General features: G+C 37.5%; 25 protein-coding genes and 2 pseudogenes. 21 read left to right on the top strand and 6 right to left on the bottom strand.

The genetic code is table 11. The features are described 5' to 3' along the window. Nucleotides 1-4: 4 nt before the first annotated feature. Complete coding sequence (locus tag IPM48_14845) at nt 5-1,582, bottom strand: hypothetical protein (GenBank protein ID MBK9272859.1); 1,578 nt, start codon at nt 1,580-1,582, stop codon at nt 5-7. Then, nucleotides 1,548-2,138 (bottom strand): hypothetical protein, encoded by a 591-nt coding sequence (locus tag IPM48_14840; protein MBK9272858.1) that lies wholly within the window; start codon nt 2,136-2,138, stop codon nt 1,548-1,550. Before IPM48_14840 ends, IPM48_14845 begins: the two co-directional genes overlap by 35 nt. A 577-nt stretch (nt 2,139-2,715) precedes the next feature. Here IPM48_14840 and IPM48_14835 point away from each other — a divergent pair. The 13 genes and pseudogenes from IPM48_14835 to IPM48_14775 all read left to right on the top strand — a co-directional run bounded on the left by IPM48_14835 (nt 2,716) and on the right by IPM48_14775 (nt 8,004). Continuing rightward, nucleotides 2,716-3,087 carry a hypothetical protein gene (locus tag IPM48_14835; protein ID MBK9272857.1) on the top strand — a complete coding sequence of 124 codons (372 nt, stop codon included), beginning with the start codon at nt 2,716-2,718 and terminating at the stop codon, nt 3,085-3,087. Between the two features lie 66 nt (nt 3,088-3,153). Then, the gene (locus IPM48_14830) at nt 3,154-3,396 is read left to right on the top strand and encodes a hypothetical protein (GenBank protein ID MBK9272856.1); all 243 of its coding nucleotides are present in this window, start codon (nt 3,154-3,156) and stop codon (nt 3,394-3,396) included. A gap of 61 nt (nt 3,397-3,457) precedes the next feature. After that, complete coding sequence (locus IPM48_14825) at nt 3,458-3,724, top strand: hypothetical protein (GenBank protein ID MBK9272855.1); 267 nt, start codon at nt 3,458-3,460, stop codon at nt 3,722-3,724. Nucleotides 3,725-4,192: 468 nt separating this feature from the next. Next, nucleotides 4,193-4,477 (top strand): hypothetical protein, encoded by a 285-nt coding sequence (locus IPM48_14820; protein MBK9272854.1) that lies wholly within the window; start codon nt 4,193-4,195, stop codon nt 4,475-4,477. Between the two features lies 1 nt (nt 4,478). Further along, on the top strand, nt 4,479-4,796 hold the full coding sequence (locus IPM48_14815; GenBank protein ID MBK9272853.1) for a hypothetical protein: 318 nt from the start codon (nt 4,479-4,481) through the stop codon (nt 4,794-4,796). Nucleotides 4,797-4,834: 38 nt separating this feature from the next. Then, complete coding sequence (locus tag IPM48_14810; protein ID MBK9272852.1) at nt 4,835-4,978, top strand: helix-turn-helix domain-containing protein; 144 nt, start codon at nt 4,835-4,837, stop codon at nt 4,976-4,978. Nucleotides 4,979-4,983: 5 nt separating this feature from the next. Further along, nucleotides 4,984-5,682: a hypothetical protein gene (locus IPM48_14805; GenBank protein ID MBK9272851.1), complete on the top strand. Its 699-nt coding sequence runs from the start codon at nt 4,984-4,986 to the stop codon at nt 5,680-5,682. A gap of 52 nt (nt 5,683-5,734) precedes the next feature. Beyond that, complete coding sequence (locus IPM48_14800) at nt 5,735-6,037, top strand: hypothetical protein (protein ID MBK9272850.1); 303 nt, start codon at nt 5,735-5,737, stop codon at nt 6,035-6,037. A gap of 6 nt (nt 6,038-6,043) precedes the next feature. Further along, nucleotides 6,044-6,286: a co-chaperone GroES gene (locus tag IPM48_14795; GenBank protein MBK9272849.1), complete on the top strand. Its 243-nt coding sequence runs from the start codon at nt 6,044-6,046 to the stop codon at nt 6,284-6,286. Nucleotides 6,287-6,334: 48 nt separating this feature from the next. Beyond that, nucleotides 6,335-6,668: pseudogene (locus IPM48_14790) on the top strand (site-specific DNA-methyltransferase). A 270-nt stretch (nt 6,669-6,938) separates the two neighbouring features. After that, nucleotides 6,939-7,611: pseudogene (locus IPM48_14785) on the top strand (site-specific DNA-methyltransferase). A gap of 27 nt (nt 7,612-7,638) precedes the next feature. Next, nucleotides 7,639-7,809, top strand: coding sequence for a hypothetical protein (locus IPM48_14780; protein MBK9272848.1), 171 nt, complete (start codon nt 7,639-7,641; stop codon nt 7,807-7,809). A gap of 30 nt (nt 7,810-7,839) precedes the next feature. Next, nucleotides 7,840-8,004 carry a hypothetical protein gene (locus IPM48_14775; protein MBK9272847.1) on the top strand — a complete coding sequence of 55 codons (165 nt, stop codon included), beginning with the start codon at nt 7,840-7,842 and terminating at the stop codon, nt 8,002-8,004. A gap of 179 nt (nt 8,005-8,183) precedes the next feature. Here IPM48_14775 and IPM48_14770 read toward each other — a convergent pair whose 3' ends face one another. Beyond that, nucleotides 8,184-8,441: a hypothetical protein gene (locus IPM48_14770; GenBank protein ID MBK9272846.1), complete on the bottom strand. Its 258-nt coding sequence runs from the start codon at nt 8,439-8,441 to the stop codon at nt 8,184-8,186. Between the two features lie 558 nt (nt 8,442-8,999). Between IPM48_14770 and IPM48_14765 the strand changes: the two genes are divergently transcribed. From IPM48_14765 to IPM48_14730, 8 genes are all read left to right on the top strand, one after another. Continuing rightward, on the top strand, nt 9,000-9,224 hold the full coding sequence (locus tag IPM48_14765; GenBank protein MBK9272845.1) for a hypothetical protein: 225 nt from the start codon (nt 9,000-9,002) through the stop codon (nt 9,222-9,224). Between the two features lie 208 nt (nt 9,225-9,432). Further along, nucleotides 9,433-9,837, top strand: a complete 405-nt coding sequence (locus IPM48_14760) for an N-acetylmuramoyl-L-alanine amidase (protein MBK9272844.1) — start codon at nt 9,433-9,435, stop codon at nt 9,835-9,837. Then, complete coding sequence (locus IPM48_14755; protein MBK9272843.1) at nt 9,834-10,148, top strand: hypothetical protein; 315 nt, start codon at nt 9,834-9,836, stop codon at nt 10,146-10,148. Before IPM48_14760 ends, IPM48_14755 begins: the two co-directional genes overlap by 4 nt. Nucleotides 10,149-10,152: 4 nt before the next feature. Continuing rightward, nucleotides 10,153-10,362: a hypothetical protein gene (locus IPM48_14750; protein ID MBK9272842.1), complete on the top strand. Its 210-nt coding sequence runs from the start codon at nt 10,153-10,155 to the stop codon at nt 10,360-10,362. A 237-nt stretch (nt 10,363-10,599) separates the two neighbouring features. Then, nucleotides 10,600-10,803: a hypothetical protein gene (locus tag IPM48_14745; protein MBK9272841.1), complete on the top strand. Its 204-nt coding sequence runs from the start codon at nt 10,600-10,602 to the stop codon at nt 10,801-10,803. Between the two features lie 149 nt (nt 10,804-10,952). Then, nucleotides 10,953-11,210 carry a hypothetical protein gene (locus IPM48_14740; protein ID MBK9272840.1) on the top strand — a complete coding sequence of 86 codons (258 nt, stop codon included), beginning with the start codon at nt 10,953-10,955 and terminating at the stop codon, nt 11,208-11,210. A 308-nt stretch (nt 11,211-11,518) separates the two neighbouring features. Next, nucleotides 11,519-11,755, top strand: coding sequence for a hypothetical protein (locus IPM48_14735; GenBank protein ID MBK9272839.1), 237 nt, complete (start codon nt 11,519-11,521; stop codon nt 11,753-11,755). 31 nt (nt 11,756-11,786) lie between these two features. Continuing rightward, entirely contained in the window at nt 11,787-11,906 is a 120-nt protein-coding gene (locus tag IPM48_14730) for a hypothetical protein (protein ID MBK9272838.1), read from the top strand. Between the two features lie 1,827 nt (nt 11,907-13,733). On the opposite strand, the gene IPM48_14725 is transcribed toward IPM48_14730, so the two are convergent. From IPM48_14725 to IPM48_14715, 3 genes are all read right to left on the bottom strand, one after another. After that, complete coding sequence (locus IPM48_14725) at nt 13,734-14,048, bottom strand: hypothetical protein (GenBank protein MBK9272837.1); 315 nt, start codon at nt 14,046-14,048, stop codon at nt 13,734-13,736. 125 nt (nt 14,049-14,173) lie between these two features. Then, complete coding sequence (locus IPM48_14720) at nt 14,174-14,524, bottom strand: hypothetical protein (protein ID MBK9272836.1); 351 nt, start codon at nt 14,522-14,524, stop codon at nt 14,174-14,176. 789 nt (nt 14,525-15,313) lie between these two features. Further along, nucleotides 15,314-15,511 carry a hypothetical protein gene (locus tag IPM48_14715; GenBank protein ID MBK9272835.1) on the bottom strand — a complete coding sequence of 66 codons (198 nt, stop codon included), beginning with the start codon at nt 15,509-15,511 and terminating at the stop codon, nt 15,314-15,316. Between the last annotated feature and the right edge of the window lie 1,037 nt (nt 15,512-16,548).

The following is a 16,548-nucleotide window of genomic DNA, read 5'->3' as shown; positions in this document are numbered from 1 at the left end:
AAATTTATCCTACCATTGATCCCATCAAATTGAAATCCACCGCCTTGTAATTACCCGCTTTTGGTGCCCTTCTTTCGATGAAATGAATGGCTTGCATAAAACTAGTGTACTGGTCATTTTTGATTTTGTCATCTTTTTTGCTGCTAATCTCTAATTGCCTTCTTAACTCTTTCAATTTTGGCGATGCTTTGACCCCACCCCAATCAGGATTTTCATCAACCATCTTACCATCTTCGTTAATTGTAAATCTACGATTACGACCCAATACTTCTTTGACCATACCCATCCCTTCTGCTTTAATTTCAGCATAGCTTCTACCCTTTGGAGGGAACGGATACCCGTGTAATTCCTTGAAAGCTTCCTCAGCATTTTTACCTCCTAACCCACCAGCATCATAAACAAATTTAGTCCTATGTGGGGATTCAGCCCTAAATCTTTTAAAATCTGATTTAATCATCTCATATTGAACGGACAATGGGTAGGTGCTTCCCTTCCATGCCCTGTGAAAAACTACTCTATGAGGAAGAAAAATCTTTTCATCATTCCTGGTAATGAAAATGTTATAACGAATACAGGTGCTAGAAGTTTCATCTTTACTGGCAGCCAAATCCACACTAAACACGTAGTACCCACCCCCGACAGGTTCTTCACTAAACCCACTTTCTTCATTCCAGGGCATATCGTTTTTAAACATTTGGGAAACCTCTTCGTAGGTGTAAAGTCTAGCTTCATGGCTTACATATAGCCCATACATAATTTGTTTTTTAAGTTCTGGATCAGCAATATTTTCAAGTTTTCTCATTTCATCTTGGGGCATAAACTTGTTTTGATAAATATTAGCCATATCTGGATTTGTACTAGCTGACAAGACAAAAAAACCAGATGCTTCTTTGTTTTGTTTAATGTCTTCTTCAGCTTCTTCAGTTATTTCCTCATACTCAATACCTTTGGGCTGAGAAGTCCCAATCAGGTGAATACTTCCAGCAAAGAAAAAGGTTCGAGGAATCAAAGTCCCGTTTAAAAATAATCTTAGTTCTGGAATATCTCCACATTCGTCAACGGAAATGAAAGCTATACGAAGCCTTTTGAAACCCTCACCCAAGCCATCATACGAACGAATTAAAGTTCTGGAACCATTCCACCAAACAATTTCAGGAAGCTTTTTACTGTCATTGCTTACGTTACGGGTTATAGCCCAACCCTTTAACAAAGATTTATTGTACGACCCGTCAGGTAATAAATACTCACCTTCAGTTATGGCAACAATAGCCTCTTGAACTCCTTGAGCAATTTCATAAGTCTTTCCAGCGTTTAATGTCAAATACTCGAACTTGTGTTTATCTTCATGAGTCATGTTAAAACGATCCAGGTAAGGTTTATTTACTGCTTGAAAGATATGAACTAGGGCTTCAGAGGTTGTCTTCCCCCACTGATTAGCAGGTTTGAGAATATTAACTTTTTTAACAGCGTTTTGTAACCAATATTTTTGTCCATCGTGAAGAGGAATTCCAAGCACGGTTTCTATGAATTCAACAATATCACGCTTTTTAAGAATTGTTTGTAGCTGGTAAGGATTCAACATCGTAAATTATTTCCCCATCCATGATATTTCTACCGTTTGGGATAAGTTCTTTGTCACAGTAAGGGCACACTGGAGGAGGTAACTCAGCCCCACCCCATAAACGATTAACTAGTTGTATAGCCCAAGTCTTTTTGGTCTCAGCTTCCATTTTCTTGATCTTCAATAACTCAACCCGAAAGAAATCTAAAAACTTAACATCCCCTGGGTTTTTAAGCATTTTCTCAAAAGCTCTTACGGCAACAAATCTGCTTGCCTCTTCAAGACTGGCTTTTCCGTTTTTAAGATTCTTCAAAAACTTCTTTTCCTCTCGGCTTAGCTTAACCTCATCTTTTTCTTTGGCTTTACCTGCACCAGACTTTCTCTGAAATGTCTCATTACGCAACTGATTAGCTTTTTTTAAATCTCTTCTTAGTCTGCGGTACAAGCCATTCTCACTAATGCCAACTTCTTTGTGATATTTGGAAGCTGCACTAAACACACTATTTTGCTTTGCATATTCATAGATCTCAAGTTTCTTAATGTTAGGCATATCCCCGAAGATATCAATCTTAGCCATGGTATTAGGCTATAGCAGATATGGCGATAATGTCAATGGGATAGGGTGCTATCACCTTAGTGCTATCACCTTGACATTGGGTGATATCACTTTGCTGGGGTGGGGGGATTGACTATCTACCATGCCAAGGTGCTATGTGATTGAGGTACTAGTACCCTAGGCTAGTAATATTGGGATCGCACTTTGAAGCTTGATGTTGTGCTATCACCTTGGTGCTATCACCTTGGTGCTATCACCTTGGTGCTATGCTGCCAAGCATACTATCACCTTGGTGCTGAGTCAATAGGCAAAGGGCTATGGTGCTAGCATATAAGGATCTATTGCGAACGGGGCGAAACCGCACCGTATTGTATAGACAGTATAGAGTTAATTTATACTACTGAGACACACTAACATGAGAATTATAACACTTGGTAATTATACCATATTTAACAGACGCAAAGCCCGACTATATCTGCGTAATCATAAGACAACTATTAAAATAATAGCTAGCCTATTGCTTGCTCTGCTTCTTTATACCTTAGTATGCACAATGGAGTTAAATACACTAATGAAAATGCAAGGGGGTGAGATATAAATGACAATCAAAAAAGCACAAAAACAATTGCAAAACATAATGGACGATTATAACGTAACTGATTTATATAAAGAAGTTGCAAGTATAATCTACGATGAGATAGAAGACTATGAAAAAGCAGAAGACTGGTTCAATGATTTACTATCTCATGGTTGTATCAGTGGCATGGTATGCGCTCTTATCTACTACAAAGACACTCACGCTTTCACTAAAAAATATCTTGATGACATTTTAGAGTTACAGCAGGACATGAACAGTCAAGGGCTTGAAGTACACATACCAAACGACACAGACGCACAAAATTGGCTAGCTTGGTTTGCTTTTGAAGAAACAAGCAGACAAATCGCTATAGACCTAGGCATGGAGGTTTAAGCCTTGATAGTGCTACTTAGCAATAGGTAGCACTAATCAGAACTTAAACAAAGGGGGTGAGTAAATATGAAGTATAAATTTAATAATGCCATGAGCAAAACCAAATATATCAAGTGTATTCGACCTAGTAGAGAATGGGTCAACCAAGACTTGCCAGACATTATGAGAATGGATGGCTCAAGAGCCATTGAAGTTACATTTCCAGAGTATAAAGTATTGATATACGCAGATAATCAAAACGAAGCCAACAAGCTCGAACACTTTGTGAAATCATCAACGGGTAAAGAGCCAGAGATTTATATATTTTGAGCTTTGCTAGTATCCGTTAGTGATAGCGGATACTAAACAGAACTTAAAAAAGGTGAAAGTAATGCAGATATACAAAATATATGACAACAACGGCAAAACCGCCGACAGATATTCAATATTAGTATTGCCGTTTCACTATGGAATTGAAACCATAGAAGGCAAATATCAAATAGATTGCTTGTCTGTTAGCGATGACCCTACACATCCACAATATGGGGTTAGCACTTGGGGTTATGCAATAGACGATAAACATTTGGGCAAGGAAATAAAGCTCGAACAACTACCAGAAAATGTGCAAGAGCATGTTTTGTTTAGATTGTCTAAATAACATGAATGATAAAACATACGAAGCATTAAAAGAATTAGTCAAAGAAGATTGAGCTTTGCTAGTAGTCATTTGTGCAAGGCAACAAGTGACTACTATGGAGGGCTTGAATAGGGGGTGATAATTATGAAACAACAAATAGTAGGACTTGCAGGCGAGGAAGAGTACCTTGCTAATCACAAACCAATTATGAGAATAGGCGATTATGTAGAATGGAAGGGGCTTGGAATACTGAAAAACCGAAAATTGTTAAGATAATGTCAATCGAAGTTGAATGTATTGGCAAGTCTGGTATAGAGGTTCAAGAGGTGGAATGGGAAAAAGTAAACAATGAACAGGTTATCGTGACACTTGATAACAAACATTGGGCTTATGGTTATCAGATTAAACAGCCAGAGATACTATAACCCGTTTACCTAGCCCATGATATAAGGATGTCAAAGCGTGGGCTAGAATAAGGGGTGAAAATTAATGAGTCACAAACAAAATGATATAGCATTAGAACAAGACTACGAAACATTGGCGGAACATGTATATGATTTTGCCGACAAATGGGACAATGAAAAAACAATTGGTGCCCTACGTACTATCATAGACGAAATGGAAAGCCAAAAAGATAAGGATGTCAGGCGATCAGTAGCAGATACTTGTCTTGATTGTGGTCGAAGACTGCCAGATCCTGTACTTGAAAACAGAGACGGTGGTTATGCTGAATTTGTAACATATTGTCCATGCGGAGCAACATATATTAGCTAAAATGGGAAAGACAAATTTACAAGCCATAAATAAGCAAATGGTTGATGTGATGAACGAACTGACTGAGAAAATACCAGCTCTTGAAAAATTGGAGTCGGAATATTATGGAAGATACTACAGATTTTTACTACAAGCTGGGGAAAGCACTCAAGCAGGGCGTGAAGCATCAGCCAAATTGCAGTTAAGAATGTCAGAGGATGGTAAAAGTCCATCCATATTCGAGCAATACATGGACTTAAAAACTGATGTGCGAATACTTTTAACCAAAAAAGAAATGTTAATCGAAATAGGAAGAAACCTTAGGAAAATAACAGATTGACTATTGACAAGTAGTAGCATATATTGTAATGTATAGACATGACCAAGATTAAAGATATGTTTTTAACATTAGACGAAGCAGCCGATATTCTTAGAACCAACAGAAGACATATTAAGCGTATGGTTGAAGCTGGAATATTGAGAGCTAAAAATATTGGAATAGGTGAAGAGCGTAGCTTCTGAGAATTTTGAAAGAAGATGTGACTAGCGTAAAAAAGGGAATTTTACCAAAAAGTGATGTCGAATGGATTGAAAGTTATTTAAAAGATGCAGAAACTGAGACTACTGCCGATACTAACACTGAATTTAGCTATAATGATAGTCAGAACGATCCTTACGAAATTATCAACCAGATTTATGAAGAAGAAAAAAAAGGGGGTGAAGCAAACATGCCAAAAACAATAGATGACTATAGCAATTATGATATCCCACAGGGCGAAGGAGGCTTATTTTGGAAACCTGAAGAAGGAGATAACAGGATAAGACTGGTCACTAAACCATTAGAAATCCGTTTTTATGATTCTGGAACTAAAGATTCATACAAAACGACTTTGTTAGCGGAAGGTGAAATCGCACCAGAAAGAAAAAAAGTAAAGATCAAATATGCTTATCTCATTCTGGACAGGGAAAGAGATAACAAGATCTTTGTTTACGAAGCACCAGTAACAGTGTTCAGGCAAATTCTCGCATACGCAACTGACAAAGAGTATGGAGACCCCAGACATTATGATGTAACTATCAAAAGAAAAGGGAAAGGATTGGGAACTGAATACAGTGTTATAGCTTCTCCCAAAAAATCTGATCTGACAGATGAAGAGGTAAAAGCAATAGCAGAATTTAAACAACTAGAAGACGTCTACACAGAAGAGGGTGTAAACGCAAGTTAAGTAAAAAACTTCGGGGGCTTTCATAGCCTCCGAGGCTTGAGACTTAACTAACATGAAAGTAAATTTAGGTAAAACAATTAACAATGACATCTATTTTAAAAAGATAGATTTTAACAAAGCTGTTCTTTGGATGACTAGAGAAATATCTCTACACAAGACAGTTGTTGATAAGTGGATACCTGAACAGGGACTAACAAAGATCATGCTATATGATCCAAAGAGAAGAACTGTTTATTCAGTTACAGTTGAGGAAGCCAAAAAGCATTGGAATTTAAAAAGGGTGGGGCAAGAGAGTCAATACTATTTTCCGATTGAAATTTTAAAGAAAAAAGAAAATGTAGAACTTAATGTATAACAAAGCATGATAAAGCCAACAGAAAATTACATACTAATTAAAGTAGAGGACAGAGAAGAAAAAACTGAGTCGGGTATATATTTGCCAGAAACAAAAACCGATGTGCATCAACAAGGTGAAGTTGTGCAAGGGGATAAATATAAAGCTGGTGACATAGTAATTTTCAGACGCTGGTCTGGTGAGGACATAACATACAATAACAAAAAATATTTGCTAGTACATAAAAAGGATGTTTTAGCAACTGTTTAAATTTCAGTTGTACGAGTTTATCGTACATCTCTATATAGATATAAATGTATGAATACAATTTTTCAAGGTGATTGTTTAGATATATTAAAAACGCTAGATGAGAACTCGCTAGAGAGTGTTGTAACCGATCCACCCTACGAGCTTGGTTTTATGGGTAAGAAGTGGGACAACACAGGTATTGCTTACAATGTTGAGATGTGGAAAGAGTGCCTTAGGGTGCTAAAGCCTGGTGGATACTTATTATCTTTTGGTGGTACAAGAACTTACCACAGAATGACAGTAGCTATTGAAGATGCAGGATTTGGAGATAAGAGATATGATTGAATGGGTGTATGGGTCGGGCTTCCGGAAAAGTTTGAATATAGGTAAGGCAGTAGATAAGTTGCAGGGGAATGAGAGGGAATTTGCTTTCTAAAAATCCTGCGAACCGACCATACAATTTGACTAAAGGAGAAACATCAACAGGATGGCAATCTCCACCAAGACCAGACAAAGATAAGGGTACTTCCGAATGGGAAGGCTGGGGAACTGCTCTTAAACCAGCACACGAACCTATTTGTATGGCACGAAAACCTTTGTCAGAAAAGACGGTAGCCGAGAACGTATTAAAGTGGGGAACAGGTGGAATAAATATAGATGAGAGTAGGTGGGAATGTCGCAAGAAGATAAGGAAATGTTAGATGCAAAGGCAAGCATAAATAATAATGGAGTAAATTTTGATGTTGGAGAAGGTAAAGCAAAAGGCACAGCAACACCAGCAAATAATTTGGGTCGCTTCCCTGCCAACCTAATCCACGACAACAGCGAAGAAGTAAGAGAGTGTTTTCCTGAGACGGGAGTTTCAAAAGGTGGAAATGTAGGCGTGTTGAATAATAAAGTCTATGGTAAATATGGAACAGAGAAAAATAATGATGGTTGTGGTTTTGGAGATTCGGGCAACGCCTCTCGTTTCTTCAAATCAATAATCTATACAGCAAAGGCAAGTAAGAGTGAGAGGAATAAGGGGTGTGAGGATATGGAGGACAAGGATAGAATTGACTATGGAGGGTTTCACAGTGAAAAGGGTTTGATAGAGAATAATAGAAATCCTGAAAATAGATTACCAAACAAAACAACCATCCAACAAGTTAAGCCTCTTGCCCTTATGGAATATCTAATCAAAATGGTAACGCCTAAGGGCGGAACAGTCCTTGATCCTTTTATGGAGAAGTGGCACTACAGGAATAGCCTGTAAAATGAACGGATATAATTTCATAGGCATAGAGCTAGACGAAGAATATGTAAAGATAGCAGAGGCAAGACTGGCACAGCAAGTGTTAATTTAAATCAGCCAAATAAACACTTATACAGATATGAAAACCCCAAAAGGCGAAATCAAGACACTAGACGATTTGTTTTTCAAGGCTGATATGCATGGTGCAATCTTATGTTACTGGAATGGCATGATGTTTTCAGTTAAGAAACTGGGGAAAGAAGGTGGGGAAAAGACGGGTCACATACCACCAAAACAAAATGACAAATAAAGAGGAGAATATGAAAGAAGGTGATTAAGTATGGATAAAACACTTGCACAAATCTTTATGGCTGTGGTGGTGATTGGTATAATTGCCACTATGATTGAGGCTACCAACGTGGCTCTGGCTGACTCTTTGTATGGCGTGGCTGGAATAGGTATGTATGTGGTTGGATCAATCTTAGCACTCCAGGGTTTGGGTTAGAGAAAACGAGAAGGGGTGAAAGAAAAATGAAAAAATTACTATTTGCCAGCGTGGCATTTGTAACTCTTGTGTATTGGCTACCAAAGTTTATACACGAGGTTAGAATGTACTGGTAAACAAAACCTGCCCGTTTTGTGCTATTATCAAAAAGGGTCAACACAAGACAGGTGAACTTGTACTTATATATCTTTAAATATATCTTTTATGGCTTCAAAAGCTTCATCAGCTCGTTTTTCGTCTTCGGATTTTTCTGTCTTAACTTTCTGTTTCTCTTCCCATTGATGTTCTAAATCCCATTCCAATGTCTTTCTCTCTGCTTTAATCTCACCAAATCTATACTTGAAATATTCTGCAATTTCTTCTTTGGTCTTTAGAGTCCTCAAAGCTTGCTGTGTTGTCAGCTTACTGTAATCTATACTATTTTGATTTATTGCCATATTCTTTTCTCTACTAACATTCCCTAGGCTTGTAACAGAAAGGCTCTTACTCCAGGGAAGTAAGTATTCTTATTTTCGACTAGTAACTGATTTATGTAAACAGGTTTCTCTTTGCCAGTGAGTGTCACCGTAATACCGACTTTTGGTTCAGTTATAAACCATATTCCTGAGTGTTGTTTCCGAGAAAAGGTCTTGCTCCGTTCACTCTATTAGAAGGGGGGGTGAACAGCGTGCCTGCTCCAGTCCCCTGTAAACAATTGGATTTGCTTTTTGAAGTAGTTGTGTTGTAGAATGTATTGTTTATAATTCTCGAATCAGAATATCCCCAAACACACCTCGGTGTCAAGGGGATATTTCTGTTATAGAGGCTATTACTTTAAATGATTGTTTTTCAATTGACAAGAAGATCTTAATAGGTCAAAATATAATTGCTCCAGCACTTCTATGTGTTAGAGTCTCAGTAGTTCGGGGCTAGTTGTTGGGCAGGCACTAGCCCCAACTTTATTTGATACTTGACACATACCTACACATATAGTATTCTATGTTCATTACTGAGTTATGTCTGATATTAAATTACATCCAGCTAAAATTTTAAAGATCAATTCGAAGGGAAGATATCTTTTAATATTTGATAAAGAAGATGCTGGAGATCAAAAGAGTTTAGTAGAGCTTAACATGCAATTACGAGAATTATTTGGAAGAGCTAAGGTATTAGCTATCTTTGCTAAAGACATAAACAGCGTAAAGATAACAGAGTTAATCGAAATGAGAAATAAATACTAAATGGATTTATATTTTTATGTAGGATATATACAATAATGTTTGTAGGGTTTATTAATGCTTTGGCTTTTTATTATTGGTTTACTGGAACATGGACAGTATTAGTATTTTTCATTACTGTACCACTTGCCATAGGTGCAACATTTAAACGTAGATAGGTTGACACCGATAAGAAGAAGAGTGTAAACTCTTAAAAGCATGATAGCTAAAAATCTGCCTACAAGCTGGACATCAGAACTGCCAGTATAATTCCATTGTTGCACTAAGACGTTCTACAGGTGCGCCCAATGAAATGAGCTTCAATGTAGATATTAGAGATCAAGTCGCAGGAGAACTTCGCAGAAGGGGTTTTGATGTATATACAACTGATGCCAATGCCAATGATGACCACAATATAACTTCACAAGATTTCGATTTGTTTCTTTCTATACATTATGATGCTGACATTTACGGCAGGGGCGGAGGGTTTGTTGATTTTCCAGATCCTCAAGTAGACAAAGCTACACAAGAATCTCAACGCATTTGCAAGGACATAGAAGAAGAATATTTTAAAACGACTGATGTAGTTAATCGATCCGAAAGGAGAAACGCTAACACTAAATATTATTATATGTGAAGTATTTAACTGCCAAAACTCCATGCAACATTATTGAGTGCGGTGTTGGTATGCACGTTCCTGATGACCATTCCTTATTACATTTTAATAGACCAAGGGTGGTAGAAGGAATTGTACGGGGAATCTGTAAGGCTTTTGGAATACCCTACAATCAAGAACCACCAATACCACCATTTGATCCATGTGAAGAATTGAAAAAACAAAATGGCGAGTTAAGCGAACAAATTAAGAATCTTGAAACAAGAGTTACAACTCTTGAAAGAGGTGTTGTAATGGCTTCTAATATTTTACAAAAGCTTGCTGAAAACTAACTTCATGGAAGATAGCCAATACAAAAACTTATTAAAAGCAATCGAACGCATAGACAAACGGGTAGATAGTGTTAGTGCAGACGTAAATAGGATTGATAAAGATATGGCTGATGACAGAAAAGATTTCTCTGATATAAATTTACGTCTTAAAAATTTAGAACAATCAGAAGATGAAACTAGAAAAGCATTACTAAACTACAACAAAAACGAATGATGCAGTTGTGGGTGCTGTCGAACGAGCTGTAAAACCTTTGGAAGACAAAATAGATCAATGGGTTGAGAAAAAAGTTATCGGAACTAAGGCTGTAAAAACCAATATAATAGATTTAATTAGAGATCATCTTAACAGTCTTAAAAATTGGCGCAAGGGGGGTGAAGTAATATGGCAGATGAAGTACAAATGAAGATGCTAATAACTATCCGCAATGGAAAATAATAGCCTGGAGATTTCTTGCGTACTGCAGTAGCAGGTGGAGCAGGAGCAGTAGTAGCTGTTAGCGTAGTTTTGAAACCCGATTTGGAAAATATCCAAGAATACAGTTTTGCTATATTGGCAGCTTTTGTCGCTGGATTTATTGCAGCGTTAGCCAAGGTTATCCGAGACAATTGGGGTTCTGTAAACAAAGACTCAATTATTGATAAGATTCCTGCTTGACACTTAATTGACAGCAAGGTAACGTATATACATGTTGAGACGTTTCTTGAAAATAATATTTTTCCTTCCAGTATTATTTTATTTGATCGTACTGCATTTAGTGTATAAAATTATTGGCAGGGATTTCCCTGAAGTAGTATCAAAATAATATGGATTTAACAGATATCGCAGGAACAACAATTCAAGCCCAAAAGGGTCGATCTGGTTCTCTTCCTAAAAGAGCGCAGTTTGTACCTGCCGAAAAATATGATAATCAAAATGAAGAGGAAGCAAACGGGGTTCCAAATAATCCCCAAGCCAAAGCTTTTCGAAAGACTCATTGGACACCTGATAAGTTTGTGCAAGATGGACAAATTTCTGCTGGAGATGTAGACAAAGACCAGGAAGAATTTTTAAAAGAAGACTGAATTTGTGGAATGAGGTGAGTAGTATGGCAGCTAAAAAAAGACAACAAAAAAGACAGAAATCAAGAAGGAAGAAGTTAAAGTAGAAGAAGCACCAAGGACTGTTGAAATACACAGCGCAGATGGTAGGACATTATATGCTCATGTAGCTGGGAAAAAATATGAAGGTAAGGTTATCGAAGTCAGCTCAGAGCGTGAAAGTGATGTTAGAAGAGTGCTTATAGAAGGAGGATTCTTACTTAAATGAAAATACCCAAAGGAGCAAAATTATCTAAACCAAGTGGAGAAGAATTAAGCTAACCGAAGAAGAATTGGCTGAATTGACTTTTCATTCCCGTATGGTTCGTGAAAAACAATACGAACTCAATCATTGGGAACAACAAGTGCAAGCTGCTCAAAGAAGAATAGAAGGTCGTGTAGGATTGGAACACGATAAGTATTTTATTAATTGGAGTATGGCTTTCAGAAACGGTATGATTTATAAAGTAAAGTCTCCCAAGACTAGTGTAAGTGTTGGTAAAGAGGAGAAACGCCCCAATGCCAAATAAAAATTACATACGTAGTCGTAATAGGGAAATAATGCTTGCAAACAAATTTGATAAAGAGGGTTGGTATTCCATACGTGCAGCAGGTTCGAAGGGTAATGCTGATGTCATTGCCATAAGACCTGCAAAATGTAGCAAACCCCAATCATTTTGAGTGGTTAAGTTTATTCAAGTTAAAGTGACTCAGAAGCTAAAGAACAAGTCTATCGTCCATAAAGTCGAGGAAGCCCCGTTCGGTATGATAAACGTAGAGTACAGAAAATATCCTGTTAAAAGTGGGGCGTGGTATAAAAATATGGCAAGAAGAGCAATCGGAACAAAACAAAGAAATAGATATAATCATCCAAACATCCAAAAGGATGGGAAGACTCATCCCCAGGGTTGGTATTAATAAAGAGTACAAGCCCGAAAACGAACGGCTTTTGACGAAGAGTACGATCGGGTGCTGGATACACGATCCCCTATGGAGAGATATTGTTTTGAGATATCCCCAAAGAGTCAGAGTCCCCATTGGTTGTTGTCGGTTATAATAGCATCCCCATAGCAATAGAGCTTTCTAGTGGACATATCCAGTAACTTTTGTGACTTCAGAATACAAGGGAGTAAAAAGAGCTAGTGAGGATGGGAAAATACACGCTGGTACATTTCCAGAATATATATTACTGTGACTACTTAAAAACGTTACCTAGGGGTCGAGTGATAAGTTTCCGTAACACCTTAACTCATCTGCCTGATACTACCCTATTTGAATTTTTAGACATGGCTCTCCGTAGATCTCACGAGGTCGTAGCTTCAGAAAAGAATATAAAAAACTGGTATGCTTTACTAAAAGACAGATATGACGTTAATATTAAAATATACGAGGAAGGAGCATGGTGTCTCTTAAAGATACGGGAAAAGAACGATTAAGAAGTTTAATCGAAAATGGAAGAAGGAGGGAAAATCTGCCAGACAGATATCCCGACTAAGGTATTACCATAAAACAAAGACGAAATATTAAGAAAGAGGAGAAGTCTGCCCCATCTAAGATACAAAAGACATTAAGATTTAACTGGCTTCATTGGTTCTATTTTCAAGCCAACAGGTCGTTTAGTTTCCATGTCCACAATTTTGTATCCGCCAACTTTTTTGCTGGCTTCGGCAATGTGATTTTGTTCTTTGTCTTCGATTTTTTTGGATATTCTACCAGCATCTAATTTGTGTGGACAGGATCCAACCACTTACGAGGAAGTTTCCTTCCCAATAGCAAGGCTAAACCTGTAAAGAAAAAGTACCAGAATGATATAGTTAGAAAGGCAATTGAGTCAGTAAATGAGATTGTCGATCTTCTTTACAGCTCTTGAACTTTCAATCATGTGTTGAACAATCTTTTCTGTAGGGGTGAAGTATCAAGCTCTTTCATCAAGTGGTCAGGTATTGTTGGTTGTGCCATATTACTTTTATTAGATCTTAAACGGGTAGAAGTATTCGATTTGTTTTAATCTCTCTGGCTTCGGTAACCGAACCAAAATCTCCAAGTTTTTTTCCAGTCTTGTGACTGCGTATTTCCACTTCTTATTATCTCTTTTAACAATTGTCATTTTAAATGTGTGTTTTCTGGTACGTGTTGTGCTGTGATATCTCTCAGTTTATCTTTTCAATTCTGGAAATATCATTAGGATTTATATACATGGTTTCTGTATCAGCCCTGTCTGGGATCATGGGATTAGATCTGTTTGGTTTCTTTCGTCTTCACCATCAATCATCTTCATTTTCTTACTGCGAAGAGTTTTGGAAGATGTCTAGCAAATCTATGTTTATGTTTATTTTCATTTTTTTATTTTGTCGTTATTATCTCCTTTTGTAATTGTTCTAACAAAAGTGTCATTTTGTTTATGATAACTTTATGCGGTCTGCATCCCTTACTGGTACGCTTACCTGATTAAGTGCCTGAATTGAGATAATTAAATCATCCCCTGTTAATGTAACGTCTGGTTTCATGTTAAATATCGTCATCTCCTTTCATAATTAAATTCATGTTTTTCTGTTCTTCGTCAGCAGCTTTTTCTGCGATGGGTGTAGTATCAAAAGCCTTATAAATTCTTTTTGCTATGTCTTTTAGATCATCTTCTGGTATTTCTATAAATAGTGCATAAGATTTTAGGGGAGCGTATGCATCTATTCTATCCTGCTTTGTTGCAAATCCTGCAATTGTAACTTCTTGTACATTTGTATCAAAGTCAATGGTTGCCTTAGTAATACGCCAATAATTTGCTTCTGTTTTGTTTGGAAGTTTTATAGTTTTAAGTTTTGCCATGTTTATATTATAACCCTTTTTTATTAAGTAGTTACACATGCAGTTATAATACCCTTTGTAAATGTTAGTCATGGGTTGTTGTACCGTCTGCATCTAATACGGTAATTGACTTGTCTATTCCTGGCCTAAAATTTCGTAATTAAAAGCAACTGCATCAAATCCGTTAGTATCAACAAATGCCTTTTCAATTTTTGATTTTTGAAACTAGCTATCTTTGCACCAGATGTAGCAAGGTCATTCTCTGTATCGAATAAGTAGGCTAGGGCTGTTCCCCCGTCTGCTACCTTGCTTTCAAACTTAGTCCTTTGAACATAATTACTATCTGTTAGTGAAAGTGAGTTATGAGCAAGGGTTAAATCCTCCGAGGTATATCTGGGGATGTTTGTTTGTTCGGCAACGTTTTGGGGTGCATCAGGAAAGAACGAAATACCCGTTATACTTACGCCATGAGTAGGGTGGTAGAAGGATATTCTCATTTTTTTAGAGTAGTTGTGGTTTTTGCAGATAGCGACACCGTGTAGACAAGGTTCGTGTTTGTTGTCGTTGAACTCCAAGTCATCCAACTATCAGCACCGCCAGAAGGTCTATAACTTTCAACTAGAATGGCTGAGACAATACTGCCTGTAGAATAGAACCGATAACGAGCCTACCCTGAACATGGGTATATCCAGTGTTAGTGTTAGCAGTCCAACCAATAGAGGGATTGAAGTCGATTTCTATATATCCTGTTGTTGCTGTTAAACAAGATGCTGCAATTCCAAATGATACCCGTCAAATGTTGAATCATAATATGTGTTCATGCTAGATGTAGTTACTGTGTAGCGTGAACCTGCACCCTGTAATTCTGTCCATTGAAGGTATGCCGTTTACCTTACCCCGATATGCATTTCCCTCGTAATAGTATTGATTGACGAAGTTGATTCTGTGGGAAATAGTAGACTGTTTGTGTCGTAGTACCTGTTCAATCCTCTGTTTGTAGTTCCGTCTGCCGTCTTTGTTGCTTGTACTCTGAAAACAACCTTATTCTCAGTGACCCTCCAACCATGACATAGTGAGATACCACTTGAATGAGGTTGTACCAACAAGCGACACCTGTTACGAGGTGAGAAATTATGTGCCGTAATGGTTTATATGACTGTCGTTTATTCTTAACCATACTGCCAAGGGGTACCGCCCGATGTGAGAGTAAAGATGTTATTCGTAATTCCATCAATGCCAAGCCCAAGTGTTGCCTTATCTGTCGATGTGTTGTAGGTAAATAAGAGTCAAGAAGTAAAAGCCGATGTTCCATTTCCAATGGTGTTTATAAGTATTGGCCAGGCGTTGTCAGTCACGTGCCTCCATAGTACAGTTATGGCAGTCCCATTCCATGTACCAGATGTAATAGGAGCATTAAAACCTGTACCTGTGGTGACCCCATAATCCAAATACCCGTCATTAAACGAATCTATGCTCGTTACCATCTGTTTGGTAAACTGGATTTTTTGTCGGTCAGAGAAGAAGTTAGTCTAAAAGTTACTTGGTCTGCAATTGCATCTTAAAAATTAAATTAACATTAGTATCTCCCTCGACTCTGAAAAATCCATGTCTCCCCCTCATCATTAAAAACTGCCTCTGAGTTTGGTTTTTAAAATAAGGGTTTGCCTTCTCCTGCATCTGCACCATCAAGATTGAAGACTAAATTATTTGTAGCGTTATTATAAATACCAACCGTTGCCTTAGTTGTTCCCCGTTGTTTTGAATTAAAGCTGCAAAATTAGTTGTTGCATTTCTAATCGTATCATAAAAGCGTTTATAGTTCCATCAATTGATATTTCCAGTAGCATTTATCTCACCAAACTTAGATGAACCAACTTGGTCTACATAAGTAATGCCGTTCCACTGTTATTTTGCCGTACTGTAAGGTTGGCGGTTTGAGTACTATGACCTTGAACTACTAGTTGTTTAGCATCGGCAAGAAGTACCATCTATGGTCAGCGCACCAGTCATGGTGTCGCCCGTTACGTTACATACCTGTCGTCTCCACCCATTGAACATACCACACTATCCTTATTGCCCGTAAACGGATTATATTTGTATGCCATATCAAGTCATTGTTACACTGTAAAAATTCTCCTTTGTACTGTCGGTATATACCGTCATAGTTGCTTGAGTTTTCCACCTTATTTGTATTCATAAGTTTTCTGTAGTGTCATTTGGGATATGAAGCAATTATCTGATCGTATTTGGGTACCTTAAATCCCGTGTTTACAGATAGCGTGTTTTTCGAAGAGTTAAAAACTCTATTGAAGTGTTTCTTGTGCTTGAAATCTTGTTGATATATCTCCGTCTGTCATGATTATTGTGATGGATTATTAGGATTACCCTTGGTGTTTCCTACCCATTCCCTTAATATAATCCATGCGATCTATCATCCCTATGTTTTACCCTGCAAGACTGCTGAATGCTCATGTCATGAAGTTTCTTTCTAATATGTATCCCTCTTTCAGTATCGTATCTT

It is taken from the genome of Saprospiraceae bacterium, assembly GCA_016715965.1.
Classification (GTDB): domain Bacteria; phylum Bacteroidota; class Bacteroidia; order Chitinophagales; family Saprospiraceae; genus Vicinibacter.
This window is presented reverse-complemented; position numbering and strand designations above follow the sequence as displayed.

Excerpts from the sequence above, each read along its gene's own strand:
- IPM48_14845 (MBK9272859.1), bottom strand. The coding sequence starts at position 1,582 with ATGTTGAATCCTTACCAGCTACAAACAATTCTTAAAAAGCGTGATATT.
- IPM48_14840 (MBK9272858.1), bottom strand. The coding sequence starts at position 2,138 with ATGGCTAAGATTGATATCTTCGGGGATATGCCTAACATTAAGAAACTT.
- IPM48_14835 (MBK9272857.1), top strand. The coding sequence starts at position 2,716 with ATGACAATCAAAAAAGCACAAAAACAATTGCAAAACATAATGGACGAT.
- IPM48_14830 (MBK9272856.1), top strand. The coding sequence starts at position 3,154 with ATGAAGTATAAATTTAATAATGCCATGAGCAAAACCAAATATATCAAG.
- IPM48_14825 (MBK9272855.1), top strand. The coding sequence starts at position 3,458 with ATGCAGATATACAAAATATATGACAACAACGGCAAAACCGCCGACAGA.
- IPM48_14820 (MBK9272854.1), top strand. The coding sequence starts at position 4,193 with ATGAGTCACAAACAAAATGATATAGCATTAGAACAAGACTACGAAACA.
- IPM48_14815 (MBK9272853.1), top strand. The coding sequence starts at position 4,479 with ATGGGAAAGACAAATTTACAAGCCATAAATAAGCAAATGGTTGATGTG.
- IPM48_14810 (MBK9272852.1), top strand. The coding sequence starts at position 4,835 with ATGACCAAGATTAAAGATATGTTTTTAACATTAGACGAAGCAGCCGAT.
- IPM48_14800 (MBK9272850.1), top strand. The coding sequence starts at position 5,735 with ATGAAAGTAAATTTAGGTAAAACAATTAACAATGACATCTATTTTAAA.
- IPM48_14795 (MBK9272849.1), top strand. The coding sequence starts at position 6,044 with ATGATAAAGCCAACAGAAAATTACATACTAATTAAAGTAGAGGACAGA.
- IPM48_14780 (MBK9272848.1), top strand. The coding sequence starts at position 7,639 with ATGAAAACCCCAAAAGGCGAAATCAAGACACTAGACGATTTGTTTTTC.
- IPM48_14775 (MBK9272847.1), top strand. The coding sequence starts at position 7,840 with ATGGATAAAACACTTGCACAAATCTTTATGGCTGTGGTGGTGATTGGT.
- IPM48_14770 (MBK9272846.1), bottom strand. The coding sequence starts at position 8,441 with ATGGCAATAAATCAAAATAGTATAGATTACAGTAAGCTGACAACACAG.
- IPM48_14765 (MBK9272845.1), top strand. The coding sequence starts at position 9,000 with ATGTCTGATATTAAATTACATCCAGCTAAAATTTTAAAGATCAATTCG.
- IPM48_14750 (MBK9272842.1), top strand. The coding sequence starts at position 10,153 with ATGGAAGATAGCCAATACAAAAACTTATTAAAAGCAATCGAACGCATA.
- IPM48_14740 (MBK9272840.1), top strand. The coding sequence starts at position 10,953 with ATGGATTTAACAGATATCGCAGGAACAACAATTCAAGCCCAAAAGGGT.
- IPM48_14730 (MBK9272838.1), top strand. The coding sequence starts at position 11,787 with ATGCTTGCAAACAAATTTGATAAAGAGGGTTGGTATTCCATACGTGCA.
- IPM48_14725 (MBK9272837.1), bottom strand. The coding sequence starts at position 14,048 with ATGGCAAAACTTAAAACTATAAAACTTCCAAACAAAACAGAAGCAAAT.
- IPM48_14720 (MBK9272836.1), bottom strand. The coding sequence starts at position 14,524 with ATGAGAATATCCTTCTACCACCCTACTCATGGCGTAAGTATAACGGGT.
- IPM48_14715 (MBK9272835.1), bottom strand. The coding sequence starts at position 15,511 with ATGGTAACGAGCATAGATTCGTTTAATGACGGGTATTTGGATTATGGG.